The sequence below is a fragment of the Ensifer sp. YR511 genome (assembly GCF_900103045.1).
Taxonomy (GTDB): Bacteria; Pseudomonadota; Alphaproteobacteria; order Rhizobiales; family Rhizobiaceae; genus Ensifer; species Ensifer adhaerens.
Genome location: NZ_FNGR01000029.1, coordinates 71,304 through 88,683, shown reverse-complemented (window position 1 = coordinate 88,683; position 17,380 = coordinate 71,304). Strand labels below are relative to the sequence as shown.

The following is a 17,380-nucleotide window of genomic DNA, read 5'->3' as shown; positions in this document are numbered from 1 at the left end:
AGTGGTGGATCTTGTCCTTGCCGATCGAGAAGCGCGAGGTGCCGTCGGGCATCAGGCCTTGGCCTTGTGTCGAGCGGATCGCGGTGCACAGATTGGTCTTGCGCGACAGACACGACGGGCAGGAGCGGCACTCGGGCGTGTAGAGCGGGATGACGTGGTCGCCCTTCTTCACCGAGGTCACGCCCGGGCCGACGTCGACGACGATGCCGGCGCCTTCATGGCCGAGGATCGCCGGGAACAGGCCTTCCGGATCGGCGCCGGACAGGGTGAAATCGTCGGTGTGGCAGATGCCTGTGGCCTTGACCTCGATCAGCACTTCGCCGGCCCGCGGGCCTTCGAGCTGAACCGTCATGACCTCGAGCGGCTTGCCTGCCTGAACGGCAACGGCGGCGCGTACATCCACTGTGGTATCCTTTTCGTTGATGCTTCAATCGCGTGCAAGGGCCAACCGAACCACGGTCAGCCCACCTGGGTTCGGTCGCTTAAAAACGGACCTACGAAGCCTTCTGCAACTCCGGCAGAGCGTGGAAGAGATCGGCAACCAGGCCGTAGTCGGCGACCTGGAAGATCGGCGCCTCTTCGTCCTTATTGATGGCGACGATGACCTTCGAGTCCTTCATGCCGGCGAGGTGCTGGATGGCACCGGAAATGCCGCAGGCGATGTAGAGATCGGGCGCAACGACCTTGCCGGTCTGGCCGACCTGCCAGTCGTTCGGAGCGTAACCGGCGTCGACCGCAGCGCGCGAAGCGCCGACGGCAGCGCCGAGCTTGTCGGCAACCGGCAGGATCACTTGCCTGAACTTTTCCGACGAGCCGAGCGCACGACCGCCCGAGATGATGATCTTGGCAGACGTCAGCTCCGGGCGGTCGGACGACGACAGCGCGTCGGCGACGAAGGAGGAAACGCCCGGGTTGGCGGCAGCCGAGACGCTCTCGATCGCGGCCGAACCGCCTTCAGGGGCGGAAGCGAAGGAAGCGGTGCGCACGGTGATGACGCGCTTGGCTTCGGTCGTCTGTACGGTCTGGATGGCGTTGCCGGCATAGATCGGACGTTTGAAGGTGTCGGAAGAGACGACCTCGATGATTTCCGAGACCTGAGAGACGTCGAGCAGGGCTGCGACGCGCGGCATGACGTTCTTGCCGACCGAGGTGGCGGCGCTCACGATGGTGTCGTAGTTGCCGGCGAGCGAGACGATCAGGGCCGCCAGCGGCTCTGCCAGGTTGTTGGCAAGCGAGGCGTCGTCGGCAACGAGCACCTTGGCAACGCCCGCAAGCTTGGCGGCCTGCTCGGCTGCAACCTTGGCGCCGGCGCCGGCAACGAGAACATGCACATCGGCTCCAGTCCCACTGGCGATTTTCGAGGCCGCGCTCAGCGCCTTGGCGGTCTGGTCGGAAAGGTGGTTGCTGTCGTGGTCAGCCAGAAGAAGAATGGCCATGATAAAATCTCCCTTTCCTTAAATCAGAGCACGCCGGCTTCGGTTTTGAGCTTTTCGACGAGCTCGGCGACCGACTTGACCTTGATGCCGGCCTTGCGGCCCGACGGCTCCTCGGTCTTCAGCACCTTGAGGCGGGCAGCGGTGTCGACGCCGAAGTCGGCCGGCGACTTCTTGTCGAGCGGCTTCTTCTTTGCCTTCATGATGTTCGGCAGCGAGGCGTAGCGCGGCTCGTTCAGGCGCAGGTCGGTGGTGACGACGGCCGGCAGCTTGATGTCGATCGTCTGCAGACCGCCGTCGACTTCGCGGGTCACGGTTGCCTTGCCATCGCCGATCTCGACCTTGGAGGCAAAGGTCCCTTGCGCCCAGCCGAGCAGGGCCGACAGCATCTGGCCGGTCTGGTTCGAATCGTCGTCGATTGCCTGCTTGCCGACGATGATCAGGCCCGGCTGTTCAGCCTCGGCCACGCCCTTGACGATCTTGGCGACAGCGAGCGGCTCGACCTGGTCTTCGGTCTCAACCAGGATGGCGCGGTCCGCCCCCATGGCGAGCGCCGTGCGCAGCGTCTCTTCGGCCTTGGCCGGACCAACGGAAACGACGACGACTTCGTCCGCCTTGCCGGCTTCCTTCAGCCTGAGCGCCTCTTCGACCGAGATTTCGTCGAACGGGTTCATCGACATCTTCACGTTCGCAAGTTCGACACCCGAACCGTCTGCCTTCACCCGGATCTTGACGTTGTAGTCAACGACCCGTTTCACCGTCACAAGTATTTTCATGGCAAACCTTTCTCCCGCGCTCGGTCTCGGCCGAACGCCCTTTCGTCAGTGCCTCGGTCGATCAGGCAACAATGCCCAGAATGCAAACAGCGGTTTTTCACCCGACCGCATGGCGTGTCTGACGCCAGGCGGATTGTAGAAGGAACCTCCGATCCCGGGTGAGAACCATTCGGAATCGCCATGCTGAAACTCGCCTTCCGACAGGACGAGGTACGTCTCTTCCGGGGCGTGGTCGTGGTCGGGATAACGCACATACGGCGCCATCAGCGTCGCGCCGAGCCAGAGGTCCCTCCGGTCCTCCAGGCCGCCCGGTCCGGCGATCATCGCATTGGCGTGGCTCACCAAGAAATTTTCGCTGGCCGTATGGTCGTAGACCGAGCGCCACTTCCATTCGAGCATCGGTTCAAGGTCCGAGAAGCGTCTGATTAGCGTATCCAGGGACGATCGGCCGGTTTCTGCAGCCAGCACACTGTCGAGATGTTGGCTGCAGACCGGGAGGCGCTTGCCGATGTCCAGACGTTGCGGTTGCGGCGCTTCAAGCTGGGCAAAAATCTGCATGAGTGACTGGCGCGCCCTCAGATCCTGTGAAAACTGGTTGAACGCGACAAAGGCCGCGTCCAGAAACGCTTGCAAGGCGTCAAACCGCGCCATTCTCAGATGTCCTTGGCAAGACGCAGCGCATCGTAGATGGCCGCATGTGTATTGCGGGCCGCAACGGCATCGCCGATCCGGAAGAGTTGATAGGCGCCCTCCGGGTTGCGTTCGACGGACTGCGGTGTGCCGGCAATAAGCTCGTCGTAGGAGACTTCGCCAAGGTTCCGCGAGTCAGGCTTCAATTCGAAATAGAGGTCGTCCAGCGGGATGGTTCCGTGGTTGACGACGATCTGGTCGAAGGTCTGCTGCTTGGCAACGCCGCCATAGTCACTGCCAACATGGGCGATGATCTGGTTGCCACTCTTTTCAACCGACTCCAGCCGGTACGTGACTGTGAAGGTGACGTCGAGTTTCTGCAGCGAGCGCATGTAAGGAACGAGGTTCATCGCCATGACTTCGGGCGCGAAGGAGCGGTCCGGTGTCATGATTTCCACCTTGGCACCGGCCTTGGCGAGGAACTCGGCAGCCTGGAGGCCCGCATGGTCGCCGGCGTCGTCGAAGATGAGCACGTTGGTTCCAGGCTTCACATCACCGGAGATGATGTCCCAGGAGGAAACGACGAGTTCGTTGCCCTTCGACAGCACCTCTGTGTGCGGCAATCCACCGGTAGCGATAATGACGACATCGGGCTTTTCGGTGAGTACCGTCTCAGCCTCGGCCCAGGTATTGAACCGGAAGGTGACGCCGAGCTTTTCGCACTGGCTCATGCGCCAGTCGATAATGCCGATCATTTCCCGCCGGCGCTCGCTCTGGGCCGTCAGGCGGATTTGACCGCCCGGATTGTTCGCGGCCTCCAAAACAACGACCTCATGACCCCGTTCCGCCGAGACGCGAGCAGCCTCAAGGCCGGCCGGACCGGCACCGACGATGACGACCTTCTTGCGAACGGCAGCCTTCGGGATCCGATGCGGCATCGTTTCTTCGCGACCGGTCGCCGCATTGTGAATGCAGAAAGCCATGCCACCTTGATAGATGCGGTCGAGACAGTAGTTGGCGCCGACGCAGGGGCGAATATCATCCTCGCGCTTTTCCATGATCTTCCGCACGATATGCGGGTCGGTCATGTGGGCGCGGGTCATACCGATCATGTCGACCTTGCCGGCAGCGATTGCATGACGGGCCGTCGCCACGTCCTGGATCTTGGCTGCATGGAAGGTTGGAAATTTGGTTGCCGCGCGCACATCGCCGGCAAAATCCAGATGTGGTGCGCTCGCCATCCCCTGAATCGGGATGACATCTGTGAGGCCCGGATCCGTATCGATATGACCGCGGATGACATTCAGATAATCGATGAGGCCGCTTTCCTTGAGACGACGGGAAATCTCCAGGCCTTCGGCCTTTCCTGTCCCGCCGGGAAGACATTCGTCTGCCGTATAGCGAACGCCAAGGATAAAGTCGTTGCCGACCCTTTCGCGCATGGCCCTGAAGACGTCGAAACAAAAGCGCAGGCGGTTATCGAGCGAACCTCCATAAGGACCGTCGAGTTCGTTGGTGAGCGGCGAGGTGAACTGGTCAATAAGATGCCCGTAGGCTTCCAGCTCGACACCATCCATACCGCCCGCCTTCATCCGTTCGGCGGCGTCCGCAAAGTCCTTGATAATGCGCTCGATGTCCCAGTCTTCGAGCTTCTTGGGAAAGGCTCGGTGCGCTGCCTCGCGATGATGTGAGGGTGCAACGACCGGGAGCCAATCGCCCTTGTCCCAGCGGGTACGCCTGCCGAGGTGCGTGAGCTGGATCATGATCGCAGCCCCCTCTTCATGCACGGCGTCGGTCATTTGCCGGATCCAAGGCACGATCTCGTCCTTGTATGCGAGCAGGTTGTTGAAGACCGGAGGGCTGTCCTTGGACACTGCCGCCGAGCCGGCGGTCATCGTCAGCGCCACCCCGCCCTTGGCCCGCTCAACGGTATAGGCACGGTAGCGGTCCTTCGGCATGCCGTCTTCGGGATAGGCAGGCTCGTGAGACGTAACAATGATGCGGTTGCGCAGGGTCAAATGCTTCAACTGAAACGGCTGAAGCAGGGGATCGTTCGACATGCGACGGGCTCCGGTTTATGGGAATTTATCGCAACGGTAAGCGGAAATGTACATAGGTGTCAATAATCAAAAACACCTCGGTTCAGATATTCGACACATATGTACATTTTGCTTGAAACGGCCGTTTGGATTTGTTAGGAGGCAATCATGGAACAGGCGATGACTGACACTGGCTGGCGCGGTTCTCAGGAGGGATGGCTCGAGGCCGCCTATGACTCCCTGCTCGAGTCGGGCGTGGACTCGGTGAAGATCCTGCCGTTGGCCAAACGGCTCAATCTTTCCCGGACCAGCTTCTATTGGTTCTTCAAGGACCGGGAGGAACTGCTGAGTGCCCTCGTCGCGCGCTGGAGGGAGAAGAATACCGGCAATCTGGTCAGACAGTCCGAAGCCTATGCGGAGTCCTTGGCCGAGGCGATGCTGAACGTTTTCGACTGCTGGGTGAACAAGGAACTGTTCGACTCCCAGTTCGAGTTCGCCGTTCGCAGCTGGGCGCTGCAATCGCCCGAGATACAGGCCGAAGTCCATGAGGCCGATCAGGCGAGAATGGAGGCGCTGGGCCGCATGTTCATGCGGTTCGGATATGACGCGGGACCGGCGGACGTTCGCGCACGAACGACCTACCTGGTCCAGATTGGATACATCTCGATGCAGTCCAAGGAGGATCTTGCGCTCCGCATGAAGCGCATTCCGGAATACATCGCGATTTACACCGGACAAACACCACAGCAGAGGGAGCTCGATCGCTTCTTCGCCCGGCATGGCTACAAACCAGAGTGAGAGAAGCATGGAACCGGGCGGGCCTTTGAGGGTTGGCGTAATTGGTGGTGCGGGATGGCTGGGCGGAGCAATCGCCGACGCCATTCTCGACGCCGGCATCGTCGAGCCTCAGAACCTGTCGCTCTCCTATCGTAGCGAGCGCCCTGACCGTTTCAACCGCTCCTTCTGGACATCGGACAATCAGGCACTTGCCGACCGCTCGGACGTCATCGTTCTCTCCGTCCGTCCGGCTGACTGGCTCAGCCTGAACGTTGTTGCCGAGGGCAAGCTTGTCATCTCCGTCATGGCGGGCATCCGCCTCAGCGCCCTTGTTGAGCATCATCGGACGGACCGCGTGGTCCGAACCCTGCCAAATGCGGCGGCCGAAGTCCGCAAGTCCTATACGCCGTGGGTCGCAGCCGCCGGGCTGCAGAACGACGATCGAGACATCATAAGGGCGATCTTCGATGCTTGCGGTTCTCAGGATGAAGTGCATTCAGAAGCGGAAATCGACTATCTGACCGGCCTCACCGGATCCGGGCCTGCCTTTCCGGCGCTGCTCGCCGAAGCGATGATGGCAGACGCCGTCTCGCAAGGACTGGCTCCCGAGATCGCCAAGCGTGCCGTCAATACCCTTATCACGGGTGCCGGTCGGCTGCTTGAGCAGCGTGACGACTGTCCGACCGACATTGTCCAGACCTTCCTCGACTATCGCGGCACCACCGCGGCCGCGATCGAGGAGATGCGCGCGGCCGGATTCGATACCGCCGTCTCACGCGGATTGAGGGCTGCGTTCAGGAAATCGGTTCGCATGGGAGAAGCCTCCTAGCGTCGTTGAGACGGGGTCCGCGGCGCCTCGCCTCAGAAGAAAAGCCGCCAAAAGAGGGAACGATAATGAAAAGCTTGCTAGCATCGACATGCCTGTTCCTTGGGACCGTCGCCGGTTCGTCGCTCGCCAGCGCGGCAGACTGCGGCAGCGTCACCATCGCCAGCATGAACTGGCAAAGTGCCGAGGTCATTTCCAATCTCGACAAGATCATCCTCAATGAAGGTTACGGCTGCAGCGCCGAAATCACCATCGGCGATACCGTACCGACGATCACCTCCATGGCGGAAAAAGGCGAGCCGGATATCGCGCCCGAGGCCTGGATCGATCTGCTTCCCGACGTGGTCAAGAAGGGAACCGAAGAAGGCCGTATCGTAAAGGTCGGGTCTCCGCTGCCCGATGGCGGCGTTCAGGGCTGGTGGATCCCGAAGTATTTCGCCGATGCCCATCCAGACATCAAGAGTATTCCCGATCTCCTGAAGCATCCCAACCTCATCAAGGACCCTGAAGACCCGAGCAAGGGCGCGATCTTCAATGGTCCACAGGGTTGGGGTGGAACGGTCGTGACCGCACAGCTCTACAAGGCCTTCGAAGCAGAGAAGGCCGGCTGGACGCTGGTCGACACCGGCTCGGCAGCAGGCCTCGACGGCTCGATTGCCAAGGCCTATGAGCGCAAGGAAGGCTGGGTCGGCTATTACTGGGCACCGACCGCCCTGCTTGGCAAATACGAGATGGTGCAGCTTGAGGCAGGCGTCCCCTATGACGCAGCCGAGTGGAAGCGTTGCATTACGGTTGCCGAATGCACTGACCCGAAGCCGAGCGCCTGGCCGGTCGATACGATCGTGACACTTGTCGCCAAGCCCTTTTCCGAAAAAGCTGGCCCCGAGGTCATGGAGTACCTCAACAAGCGCTCCTGGAGCAACGAGACAATCGCCAAGTTGATGGCCTGGATGACCGACAACCAGGCGAGCGGCGAGGAAGGTGCAAAGCACTTCCTCGAAGAAAACCCGGATATCTGGAAGAAGTGGGTCTCCCCAGAGGCCGCCGCCAAGATCGAGGCTGCGCTGTAGTCAGCACGGCCGAAAACCCGGTGCGGTGTGCCTTCAGCATATCGCACCGTTCTCGCCGACATAACAACAAGAACGCATCGGCTCTTTCGAGAAGGGGAACCGAATGGACTGGTTTTATCAATTTCCCAGCATGGACGACAACGCGCTTCGAAACCTCAAGAAAGTTATCGACGAAACGTTTCGCGGCTTTACCCGAAACTACGGTGATCTGATCGAGGGCTTCTTCGTGCCGCTCCAGCATTTTCTAATCGCTTCTGAACGGTTCATGACCAAGACGCCCTGGCCGATCATCACGCTCCTCATCCTCGCCATCGCCTGGGCAGCGACCAGAAGCATTCGCATCGCCGCCGGCTGTCTCGTGACGCTGTTGCTCATCGGCTACTTCGACATGTGGGACGATACGATGCGGACGATCTCGATGATCTTCGTCTGCACGATCCTGTCGATCGCGATCGGCCTGCCGATCGGCATTCTCATGTCGCGCTCCGACAGGGTCCAGCGGGTCGTCAACCCGGTGCTCGACGTCATGCAGACCATGCCAAGCTTCGTCTACCTGATCCCCGTCGTCATGCTGCTCGGCATTGGCAAGGTGCCGGGCCTGATCGCCGTCGTCATCTACGCGATCCCGCCGATGATCCGGCTCACCAATCTCGGCATTCGCCTGGTCGACAAGGACGTACTGGAGGCGGCCGATGCCTTCGGCGCCGACAACCGGCAGAAGCTCTTCAAGGTGCAGCTCCCGCTTGCGCTGCCGACCATCATGGCAGGGATCAACCAGACGATCATGATGGCGCTTGCCATGGTCGTCATCGCCTCGATGATCGGTGTTCAGGGTCTTGGCCAACCCGTACTGAAGGCGATCGCCAACCAGTACTTCACGCTCGGTATCTTCAATGGTCTTGCGATCGTCGGCATCGCCATCATGTTCGACCGGGTCAGCCAGGCCTATGGCGAACGATTGCAGAAGCACCGGGAGGTGGTCCATGGCTGAGCACGCTTTCGGCGGCATCGCAATCCGCCATCTCTATAAGATCTTCGGACCGAATGCCGGGGCTCATGTCGAGGCGGTTAGGAACGGCCTCACCAAGACCGAACTGAACGAGCGTCACGGGCACGTGCTCGGCCTTCGCGACATCAACATCGAGATGCCGTCGGGCTCGATCCAGGTGATCATGGGGCTTTCCGGCTCGGGCAAGTCGACGCTCATCCGGCATATCAACCGGCTGATCGATCCGACGGCCGGCGAAGTTCTCGTCGACGGCGTCGATGTGGTGAAGATGCCAGAGGCGGAACTGCGCGAGTTCCGCCGCCACCAGACCGCCATGGTGTTCCAGAAGTTCGCGCTGCTTCCGCATCGAAGCGTGCTCGACAACACGATCTTCGGCCTTGAAATCCAGGGCGTAGCGCGCGCACAAAGCATCGATACTGCCATGCGCTGGCTGGAACGGGTTGGACTTAAGGGCTTCGAGCACAAGTATCCCAATCAGCTCTCCGGCGGCATGCAGCAGCGCGTCGGGCTCGCCCGCGCGCTTGCCAACGACGCACCGGTGCTTTTGATGGATGAGGCCTATTCAGCCCTCGATCCTCTCATCCGCACGGACATGCAGACGGTGCTTCTGGACCTGCAGAAGGAGATTAAAAAGACGATCGTCTTCATCACCCACGACCTCGACGAAGCGCTGAGGCTCGGTGACCAGATTGCCATTTTGCGCGACGGCGAGGTCATCCAGCAGGGCACGAGCCAGGATATCGTGCTGAGGCCTGCCGACGACTATGTCGCCAATTTCGTCAAGGAGGTGAACCGGGGCCGCGTTGTCCATGTGGAGGCGATCATGGCACCGCTTGGCGCAACTGCAGCCGACAGTGGGCAACGGATTGCCGCCGATCTCACAATCGAAGAAGCGGTCCGTACGCTCGCCTCTGCACCCGAAGGTGATATCACCGTCGTCGATCCGTCCGGAATACCTCTCGGCACTGTCACCTTCCGCCAGCTCGCGGGCGCCATGGTCAATGCGCACGAGACGAACGATCGCGCAATGGCAATCGCGGCCAACGCAGCGTAAGCGCGGATCGGCCGGCGAATGCCATTCCTCCGGGCGGCCGGTCCTCCGCCCGGAAAAGCGCCAAGGGTGGCTCCTCCCTCATTCCAGTCCCAATCCCCTCCCCGCCAGGAGTTGCGCCATGTCCAAGAAATTTCCTCGGCTGTTTTCCCCTCTCAAACTGCGGTCCCACACGCTGAAGAACAGGATCGTGTTCGGCGCGCACACGGCGAACATGGCGGTCGAGGGTCTGCCGACCGAACGACATACCGCCTATTACCGGGAACGAGCGATCGGCGGCGCCGCGATGATCGTCGTCGAACCCATGCCCGTCCATGCCGCAGCCGTTTTAACTCGCGGCAATTTTCGCCACTCCGATGACAGTGTCATCCCCCATTTCAAGAAGGTGGTCGAGGCGATCAAAGGGTATGGAGCCATAGCGATCCAGCAGCTCTATCACGTCGGAGCGCATGGGGATTCCGACAATTCGTTCCATCCGCATTGGTCGCCTTCGGGCGGGCCGAGCTATCATGACAGCGACGGCTCGCATCCGATGACCGAAGCGGAAATCCTGGAAACGATCGATGGCTTCGTTGCGGCGGCACGTCGCTGTCGGGACGCCGGCTTTGACGGCGTCGAAGTATGGGCTGCCTATCTCGGTTTGGTCGACCAATTCTGGACGCCATGGTGCAATCGGCGCGACGATCAGTGGGGCGGTTCGCTTGAAAACCGCACGCGGATGTCTCGGGAAATCCTGACGCGGATCAGGGACGTCTGCGGGCCGGATTTCATTGTCGGCCTTGCCGTCAGTGACGAACCGGACGTGAAGGTTGCGCTTCAACGCGACGAGCTTGCCGAAATCATCCGCCTGCACGACGAACTGGGCCTTATCGATTATGTCACCTGCGGCTCTGGCGGCTACCTCGATTTCTACAAGCTGATGCCGACGTTCCTCTATCCGGAAAAACTTGGCGCCGATCTCGCTTCAGTCCTGAGGAGTGTCGTCAAGAACGCGCTTGTGATCGCCGAAAGCCACATCCGCACCCCCGAAAACGCCGAAACGGTGCTCGGCCAGGGAGCAGCCGACCTCGTTTCGATCGTGCGCGGGCAGATCGCTGATCCGCATCTTGCAAAGAAGGCGGCCGAAGATCGCCCGGAGGACATTCGCGGCTGCATCTCGTGCAATCAGATGTGCTGGGGACGCCGGTCGCGCGACTACTGGATCAGCTGTCTGATCAACCCGTCCGTCGGCCGCGAGGCCGAATGGAACGGCGACCGCTTTTTGAAGACCAGCGATCCCCAGCGCGTGCTGGTCATCGGTGGCGGCCCAGCCGGACTGGAGGCCGCCCGGGTGGCCGCCGAGCGTGGCCACGAAGTCGCGCTCGCCGAGGCGTCGAACCGGCTCGGCGGTAACTTCCTGCTCGCAGGCATGCAGCCACGAAGGGCCCAGATCCTCGATCTCATCGCCTGGTATGAGCGCCAGCTCGAAAAACTCGGTGTAGAGGTTCGCCTCAACTCCTATGTCGAGGCCGAGGACATCGATCCTTCCGAGTTCGGGCGTGTCATCGTCGCCACCGGCTCCTATTCGCCGGAGACGGTGTTCCAGAAAGCGCTGCCGGCGGTCGAGGCGATGCCGGGCCTGGCGAAGGGTAACGTCTTCACAGTCGAAGCCGTCATGGCGCGGCAGGCAAGGCCGGGCAAGCGCGTTCTGCTTTTGGATGAAGGCGGCGGCTGGCGCGGCTGCGGCACCGCCTGGAAGCTCGCCGAGGAGGGCCACGAGGTGGCGCTCCTGACGCCCGACCCGTTCGTCGGCAAGGAGCTGCAGCGAACCGCAGCCGACGTTCCGATGCGCCAGGCGCTCAGGAAACTCGGCGTCACATGGATCGTCGAAGCCAGCGTCATCGAATGGCACGGCAACGGCGCGACCATCGTCGACCACACCACGGGAGAGTGTCGCTTCATCGACGCGGATGCCTTGGTGACGGCCACCACGAATGCCCCGGCCGACTGGCTGATGCCGGGGCTCGCCGAACGCGGTATCGCCACGCGCCAGATCGGCGATTGCGCCGCACCGCGGCAGGCACCCTATGCGTTTTATGAGGGTAGGAAAGCGGGACTGGAGATCTGAGATGGAAGAGGTCGAACTCAACCAGAGGCAAGCAGAAGATCTGGCGATGAGAGCTTGCCTTGGTGCCGGCGCCAATCCGGCGAGCGCCCGATCGCTCGTGGACGCAACAGTGTCGGCCGCCCGCTTCGGCCCGAGCGCGGTCGGGTTTCCGCACCTCGTCGATTATCTGAACAGTTTTCGCGAGGGGCGCATCAATTGCGATCCCACGCCGGCCGCCACGCGCCCCTTCCCCGCTCACATCACCTGCGATGCCGACCGAGGCATCGCGCAGCTCGGTTTCGACCTTGCCTTCCGCGATTTCGTGGATGCTGCCCGCAACTTCGGGACCGCGCTCTTCACCCAGAAGAACAGCTATACAACGGGCGAGCTCGGCTACTACGTGCGCAGGCTCGCGCTGGAAGGCCTGAGCGGTCTTGCGGCGACCAACGCGAATGCCATGGTCGTAGCGAAGGCAGGAGGACCGGCTGTCTACAGCACGAACCCCATCGCCTTCGGATTTCCGCTCGGCGCCAACGCGCCGCCACTCATCGTCGACCAATCGTCAAGCGCGACTGCCTACGTCAACATTGCCGCCGCCGCCGCCAAGGGGCGAGAAATCCCGGAAGGATGGGCGGTCGACAACGAAGGCGCCGATACCCGGGACGCCGAAAAGGCACTCTTAGGCGCGCTGCTACCCTTCGGTGGCCGCAAGGGTGCGAACGTCGCGCTCCTCGTCGAAATGCTGTCGGCCGGACTTTCCGGTGGCTCCTGGTCGCTGGACGCATCAAGCTTCAGAACGGGCGATACCTCGCCCGCCGTGGGTTTGACGGTGATTGCGATGATGCCGGGCCCGCCAGGGAGCGACCACATCGCCCGCGCCCACCAACAGGTCCGGCGGCTCAAGGAACTTGGTGTCTACGTTCCAGGCTTTAGCGGCAGGCCCCGCTCGATTGGCCAGCCATTGCGCGTGTCGCGCGCTGTCTTCGACGTCATTGGTCGCTTCGCGTCCAAGTGGGATCAATCGACTGGCGCACGAACGTAAGAATACCTGCCGTCTCAGATACGCTACACGCCGAGAGAAATCGCCATCCCTTCCTGGGCGGCCTACACCGCCATGTTCTTGCGCGACAGATCGAGTGAGCGCGAACCAACGCCTCAGCTCGGTCAGGATCGTGGTCCGCAATTGCATCGATCATTTCATCGTGCCGGCGTGACGCTTCGTGCAACTCTACCAACATGATGCCATATCCGAACGGCAACCTGTTTGAGCCATGGACAGCCGTGTTCGGTCATGACGCAGGCGACCGCAGAATTCATCGGTGCTTGGGTATCATAACATCGATAGTCAACTCGGCAACGGCACTCGAAGCGCCAACGCTCTAGCGAGGGCGACATCGCTATCCTTGAGCGAATGAACGAGGCGCACGGGTCCGTCATTGTCTCGCACAGGCATTACCGCTGAACCGACCACAGCAAGCTCCAGAGCCCGGTGATGCGCGGCCGCGGCTGCCTCCCTCAGCAAAGCCGCCAGACTCGGCTCGGCCATGAGGACCTCAAGTGCCGCAGCAGTCGTGCCGTTCGGGCTGGTTACTTGCTGGCGGAGCTCCGTGGGAGAAAAGACGCTGGCGCTGGCGAGAGTTGAAGCACCGTCAACCGTCTGCTTCGCCAACGCATGCGCAGTCTCTACCGCAGACCGACAGCGATACCTGCCTCGGTCAAGCACTCGATGAAATGGAAGAGGCAGGCCGGCCCCGACCCCGATATTGCGGTTGCAGCATCGATGAGCTTTTCTTCCCCAACCAATGGACGTTTCCGACGGCTGCCAGAAGATCACTCACATAGGGCATCTGAACGATACCAGTGTGCGCGTTGGCAAAGGCGGCGATCACTCCCATGCCGATCGACGCCGGCATGTTGGGCATGGCGCGCACGATCGGCACCGCACCAAGCGTCGCCTCGAAGGTCGCGATCGGCACGCCGGCGGCGATGCTGACAAAGGCGGCGGTTGCGCTAAACCGCCGGTATGTCGCAAGCATCGAGCCGATGACCTGCGGCTTGACGGCGACAATGACGGCGCGCGGCTGCAGTGCCTGCGGCAGCTCGGACGCATCCGCGTAGGCCGCAGCGCCCGCTGCCACTGCGCGCCGGCGGAGGGCCTCCACCGGCTCGACCACATGAATTCGGTCAGCGGCAATGCCGAACCGGGCCACCCAGCCTTCAAGCAGCGCAAAACCCGTGTTGCCGCAACCAACCAGCACAATTTCGCCAGACTGATCCATACCGTCGCTTTCCCTTCATGCGCGCACTCGGCCCAAAGCACGCCAGCCCTATTGCTGCGCCAGTCGGTCCCAGCAATCGCCGAGTGCGACAGGCGACCGATGCTTCATGATCCGCTGGCTCGGCGTGCGTTCGAACTCGTCGACAACGGCGATGTTGCGCGAATGAGCCGGAATCGCCGGTGTGCAGCGCGCCCTCCTGCGAAGTGCGCACGACGATCTCGCCCCTGCCCCCTGTCGGCACCGGCTCGCCCTTTTCGTCGAGGATATCGACCGAGAACCAGGGCATCGGTTGACCCATGGCGCCGACAACGCCGGTGGCGTTGCAGGTGGTGATGCTGGAGGCTTCGGTCATGCCGTAGCACTCGCGCATATCTATACCAAAACGCTCCTTGAAGAGCGACCACACCTCCTTTGGGCAGCCGTCGCCCCACGCGACCCGCACCGGATGCTCGCGGTCACCTTTGCTTTCGGGTTGCTTTAGGAGAATCTGGAGAATCCCGCCGAGGTAGTGGATGGGGGTGGCACCGTAGGTTCTCACCTGATTCCAGAAGCGGCTGGCGCTGAACCGGTCGACCATGGCAAGTGACAGGTCCTCGATGATCGGCAGAACGATCGACTGCGACGGATAGGGCATTCGATTGCGAATTTCGCAAGGCATGCCTATTTTAGCGGCCTACAAGGCCAAATCGTTGGCTTCGAAGCGCAAACGACCGTCAAATCCAATTGACTATAAGCCCTCCCAACACTACGTTGGCAGTTAACAACTAACCCAGCATCCTGAGAGACATGGGCTCCGGGCGGTTGGGGGAAAAAGCCGGCGCAAGCCGGTTTTTTTATGCCCGGGAGCAAGGAGTGCCAGCGTTACGAACACGCGTCTATATCGACGGCTATAATCTCTATTATGGATGCCTACGCAAGAGCGCGTTTAAATGGCTCGATGTTCTCGCCCTATTCGAGGCGCATATACTGCCGAGCATCCTTTATCGTCCCGAACCGGGCGCCGATCCGGCGACGATGATCCTGCACCCGGACTGTGCGATTAAATACTTCACGGCGAAGATTATCGACAGCGCGGCCAAGGGAGAGGATTCGGTCTCGTCGCAGGCTCATACCACAATGCCCTGACGGCGCATTGTGCCGGACGGCTTTCCTTCGTGATGGGCTATTATTCGCTCTACAAGGCCAACCAGCATATCGTTCCGGCGGATGATGCGAAACGCTGGCCGCGTGACTGCGACAAGATCCAGGTGTGGAAGCTTGAGGAAAAGCAGTCGGATGTGAATCTGGCGCTCCAACTCTACGACGACGCGCTGAGCGGGGACGTCGACCAAGTGGTACTTGTCACCAATGACACGGACCTGGCGCCGGCACTTGAGATGCTGAAAGCGCGGGCCCCCATATCGTCCGTGGGCTGGTGATCCCGACGCGCAATGTCGGCGCTGGCGGCGATCTTGAGCGCGAGGCGAACGTCTCGCTTGCGAAGCTCGCCCATTGGGTGCGGCGGCATATTTTGGATGAAGAGCTGCGCGCCTCGCAATTGCCGGATGTCGTTCCCGGCCGCCGTCGTGCCAGCATCAAGCCACACTCATGGTATGCGAAGCCGCATCACCTTGCGAAAATGCTGGAGATGGCGCGCCCGGTCCTGCGAGGCGAAGGCGAGATCCTGAAATGGGCACGCAGAGAAAGCGTGCATCTCGGCGGCCGTCGGCCGATCGATCTGATCGCGACGGACGCAGGCGCGGCCGAGGTCTTCGACTACATCGAATCCTATATCCGGGAGCAGATCGAAAAGGCCGGGGAGCCTGACGATTTGTCGTCCTGAACTTGATGGGCGGAAGGTAGTTCGAGGGGTGGGGTTTCGGGGCAAAACTTACCTTACGTCGATGGTGTTCAAGTTGCTCGGTCTGGCAAAGACGACGCTCAGCCTGTACCGCACCTTGCTGCGCACCTGCGCGGGAAAGACAGCCGGCGAGCGTGGTTCCGCGGAACCTCGCCATGATCTCGCGCCCGCGTTCGTTGACCAGCGTCCTGGCCACCACGTCTTCTTTCGATCTGCAGCAGCGTGCCCGCAGGGGCTCCATGGCACACCCCTGTCATGCGCGGAGCTTTATGCTGGAACAGAATGTAGCCCTTACTAACCCTGCACAATCGACTGAGCCGCGTGTTTTACCGGCGTGGCGCAACGATCGTTGCTGCAAGCGCCAGTCGATCCAAGCTGGCGCCCACGCGTCGCCTGTTCAGTCGTCAATACGAAACCCGACCTTCATGACCACCTGGTAGTGCGCGACTTTGCCATCCTTGATGTGTCCCCTGATCTGGTCGACCTCGAACCATTCCAGGTTTCTCATGGTCTTCGATGCACGCGCGATCGCGGTTTCGATAGCGTCGGTAACAGACGACTTCGAACTGCCGACCAGCTCTACCTTCTTATAGACGTGATCACTCATAACAACCTCCCGTTTGCTTTGAGAAAGGACATCCTACAGGCAAGCTGCAATCCTTGCGCTAACAATCAGCGCAAGGAAGTGTCTGCCTCTATTGTCGCATCAATCTTTTAGCGACCTGTAATTTTTAAATGCCAAATGCATAAATCAAAACTATTGCTTAACACTGGTATGTACCAATTCCGATACGCGCACTTTCGGACATTCTTCCTGGCGTGCGGTCTAGAGCTTCTTGTCTGTCGTTGGTTTTCGCAAAGAGAGAGGTTTGCAAGCGCATGAACGACTGGAGTACGGACGGGCGTGGCAATGTCCGGTCCTCGACCATCGTCGGCTGGAAAGCCGAGCCGGCAAAAGATGAAACGGGCGACGTTTTCTTGAGGATCGAATTCAGCGTCGACCCTAATCTCACGGATGTGTCGGCGCTGCAGTTCAGATTAACCAGACAACAGGCCGATCACATCAGTGGGACGTTGGGAGGCCTTGCGGATCGGTCTTCATCGCTGCGGGGTGTCTGCCGGGAGGCCGGCGCGCTCGCTCTGCAACGAAAATGACCCAAAGCAAAGGGACGTTCGTGACCACGCGGAAGGAAATCGCCGATCGCGTCGTTGCGAAATGGGCAGAGTGCGGCATGGCGATCGAGCGTGATGCCGAGGTCGAGGTCCTGCTCAAGCTGCGGTTCACCGGCGATGTGCCCATCGATTGCATCCGGCGCAGATACCTCAAGTTACTTCAAGAACGCCGGCCAGGGCGCAAGGTCGATTGAAAGCCCTTGGCGGACCAAACCAAATGCGGAACGGGAGGCGACGCTGATGGGATATGACTGGAACGGCCGTCGCGAACGCCGTATGAAGATCGCGAGGCTTGGAACAGCCGTGGCTTTGGCAGCGCTCCTGGTATCGATGGCGGCCAAAGTCGCGAGCGAGGCCCTCTAGGCCACGGTGCTCGCTACGGCTCGTCGGG

At 61.0% G+C, this 17,380-nt stretch carries 20 protein-coding genes and 1 pseudogene; 12 read left to right on the top strand and 9 right to left on the bottom strand.

Annotation, left to right across the window (positions count from 1 at the left end; translation table 11 throughout):
- The 5 genes from BLU15_RS30945 to BLU15_RS30925 form a co-directional block, all read right to left on the bottom strand.
- Positions 1-403: alcohol dehydrogenase catalytic domain-containing protein (locus tag BLU15_RS30945; RefSeq protein ID WP_176960408.1), on the bottom strand; the 403-nt coding region annotated here is incomplete at its 3' end.
- A 91-nt stretch (positions 404-494) separates the two neighbouring features.
- Positions 495-1,436, bottom strand: a complete 942-nt coding sequence (locus tag BLU15_RS30940; protein ID WP_090300710.1) for an electron transfer flavoprotein subunit alpha/FixB family protein — start codon at positions 1,434-1,436, stop codon at positions 495-497.
- A gap of 23 nt (positions 1,437-1,459) precedes the next feature.
- Entirely contained in the window at positions 1,460-2,209 is a 750-nt protein-coding gene (locus BLU15_RS30935) for an electron transfer flavoprotein subunit beta/FixA family protein (RefSeq protein ID WP_090300708.1), read from the bottom strand.
- Between the two features lie 45 nt (positions 2,210-2,254).
- Complete coding sequence (locus BLU15_RS30930; RefSeq protein WP_060607854.1) at positions 2,255-2,860, bottom strand: dimethylsulfonioproprionate lyase family protein; 606 nt, start codon at positions 2,858-2,860, stop codon at positions 2,255-2,257.
- 2 nt (positions 2,861-2,862) lie between these two features.
- Entirely contained in the window at positions 2,863-4,899 is a 2,037-nt protein-coding gene (locus BLU15_RS30925; RefSeq protein ID WP_060582030.1) for an NADH:flavin oxidoreductase, read from the bottom strand.
- Between the two features lie 147 nt (positions 4,900-5,046).
- Between BLU15_RS30925 and BLU15_RS30920 the strand changes: the two genes are divergently transcribed.
- The 7 genes from BLU15_RS30920 to BLU15_RS30890 all read left to right on the top strand — a co-directional run bounded on the left by BLU15_RS30920 (position 5,047) and on the right by BLU15_RS30890 (position 12,739).
- Positions 5,047-5,676, top strand: coding sequence for a TetR/AcrR family transcriptional regulator (locus tag BLU15_RS30920; RefSeq protein ID WP_090300706.1), 630 nt, complete (start codon positions 5,047-5,049; stop codon positions 5,674-5,676).
- A 7-nt stretch (positions 5,677-5,683) separates the two neighbouring features.
- On the top strand, positions 5,684-6,484 hold the full coding sequence (locus BLU15_RS30915) for a pyrroline-5-carboxylate reductase family protein (protein WP_090300704.1): 801 nt from the start codon (positions 5,684-5,686) through the stop codon (positions 6,482-6,484).
- A gap of 65 nt (positions 6,485-6,549) precedes the next feature.
- A complete protein-coding gene (locus BLU15_RS30910; RefSeq protein ID WP_090300701.1) occupies positions 6,550-7,551 on the top strand; it encodes an ABC transporter substrate-binding protein in 1,002 nt (333 codons plus the stop codon).
- A 103-nt stretch (positions 7,552-7,654) separates the two neighbouring features.
- Positions 7,655-8,542 (top strand): ABC transporter permease, encoded by an 888-nt coding sequence (locus tag BLU15_RS30905; protein ID WP_034799981.1) that lies wholly within the window; start codon positions 7,655-7,657, stop codon positions 8,540-8,542.
- Positions 8,535-9,614: a quaternary amine ABC transporter ATP-binding protein gene (locus tag BLU15_RS30900; protein ID WP_090300699.1), complete on the top strand. Its 1,080-nt coding sequence runs from the start codon at positions 8,535-8,537 to the stop codon at positions 9,612-9,614. The genes BLU15_RS30905 and BLU15_RS30900 overlap by 8 nt, the downstream gene beginning before the upstream one ends.
- A gap of 118 nt (positions 9,615-9,732) precedes the next feature.
- Positions 9,733-11,718, top strand: coding sequence for an oxidoreductase (locus BLU15_RS30895; protein ID WP_090300697.1), 1,986 nt, complete (start codon positions 9,733-9,735; stop codon positions 11,716-11,718).
- Between the two features lies 1 nt (position 11,719).
- Positions 11,720-12,739: an Ldh family oxidoreductase gene (locus BLU15_RS30890; protein WP_090300695.1), complete on the top strand. Its 1,020-nt coding sequence runs from the start codon at positions 11,720-11,722 to the stop codon at positions 12,737-12,739.
- Here the strand turns inward: BLU15_RS30890 and BLU15_RS41010 are convergent.
- From BLU15_RS41010 to BLU15_RS30880, 3 genes and pseudogenes are all read right to left on the bottom strand, one after another.
- A complete protein-coding gene (locus BLU15_RS41010; protein WP_143034297.1) occupies positions 12,687-12,935 on the bottom strand; it encodes a hypothetical protein in 249 nt (82 codons plus the stop codon). The two genes, BLU15_RS30890 and BLU15_RS41010, sit on opposite strands and share 53 nt — an antisense overlap.
- Positions 12,936-13,171: 236 nt before the next feature.
- Positions 13,172-13,976, bottom strand: a pseudogene (gene proC, locus BLU15_RS30885) (pyrroline-5-carboxylate reductase); the annotation flags it as partial.
- Positions 13,915-14,610, bottom strand: coding sequence for an AMP-binding protein (locus BLU15_RS30880; RefSeq protein WP_244546863.1), 696 nt, complete (start codon positions 14,608-14,610; stop codon positions 13,915-13,917). The gene BLU15_RS30880 and the pseudogene proC, both read right to left, overlap by 62 nt.
- A gap of 167 nt (positions 14,611-14,777) precedes the next feature.
- Here BLU15_RS30880 and BLU15_RS40295 point away from each other — a divergent pair, with 167 nt between their 5' ends.
- Genes BLU15_RS40295 through BLU15_RS40285 form a run of 3 tightly spaced genes read left to right on the top strand, consistent with a single transcriptional unit; the run spans position 14,778 to position 15,798 of the window.
- On the top strand, positions 14,778-15,101 hold the full coding sequence (locus BLU15_RS40295; protein ID WP_244546862.1) for an NYN domain-containing protein: 324 nt from the start codon (positions 14,778-14,780) through the stop codon (positions 15,099-15,101).
- A gap of 32 nt (positions 15,102-15,133) precedes the next feature.
- Positions 15,134-15,394, top strand: a complete 261-nt coding sequence (locus tag BLU15_RS40290) for an NYN domain-containing protein (protein ID WP_244546861.1) — start codon at positions 15,134-15,136, stop codon at positions 15,392-15,394.
- Positions 15,391-15,798, top strand: coding sequence for an MbcA/ParS/Xre antitoxin family protein (locus BLU15_RS40285; protein WP_244546860.1), 408 nt, complete (start codon positions 15,391-15,393; stop codon positions 15,796-15,798). The genes BLU15_RS40290 and BLU15_RS40285 overlap by 4 nt, the downstream gene beginning before the upstream one ends.
- A 415-nt stretch (positions 15,799-16,213) precedes the next feature.
- Here BLU15_RS40285 and BLU15_RS30870 read toward each other — a convergent pair whose 3' ends face one another.
- Positions 16,214-16,423, bottom strand: coding sequence for a dodecin (locus BLU15_RS30870; RefSeq protein WP_090300693.1), 210 nt, complete (start codon positions 16,421-16,423; stop codon positions 16,214-16,216).
- Between the two features lie 272 nt (positions 16,424-16,695).
- Here BLU15_RS30870 and BLU15_RS30865 point away from each other — a divergent pair, with 272 nt between their 5' ends.
- Positions 16,696-16,971, top strand: coding sequence for a hypothetical protein (locus tag BLU15_RS30865; RefSeq protein WP_090300691.1), 276 nt, complete (start codon positions 16,696-16,698; stop codon positions 16,969-16,971).
- A 20-nt stretch (positions 16,972-16,991) separates the two neighbouring features.
- Complete coding sequence (locus tag BLU15_RS30860) at positions 16,992-17,183, top strand: hypothetical protein (RefSeq protein WP_162766055.1); 192 nt, start codon at positions 16,992-16,994, stop codon at positions 17,181-17,183.
- The last annotated feature ends 197 nt before the right edge of the window (positions 17,184-17,380 follow it).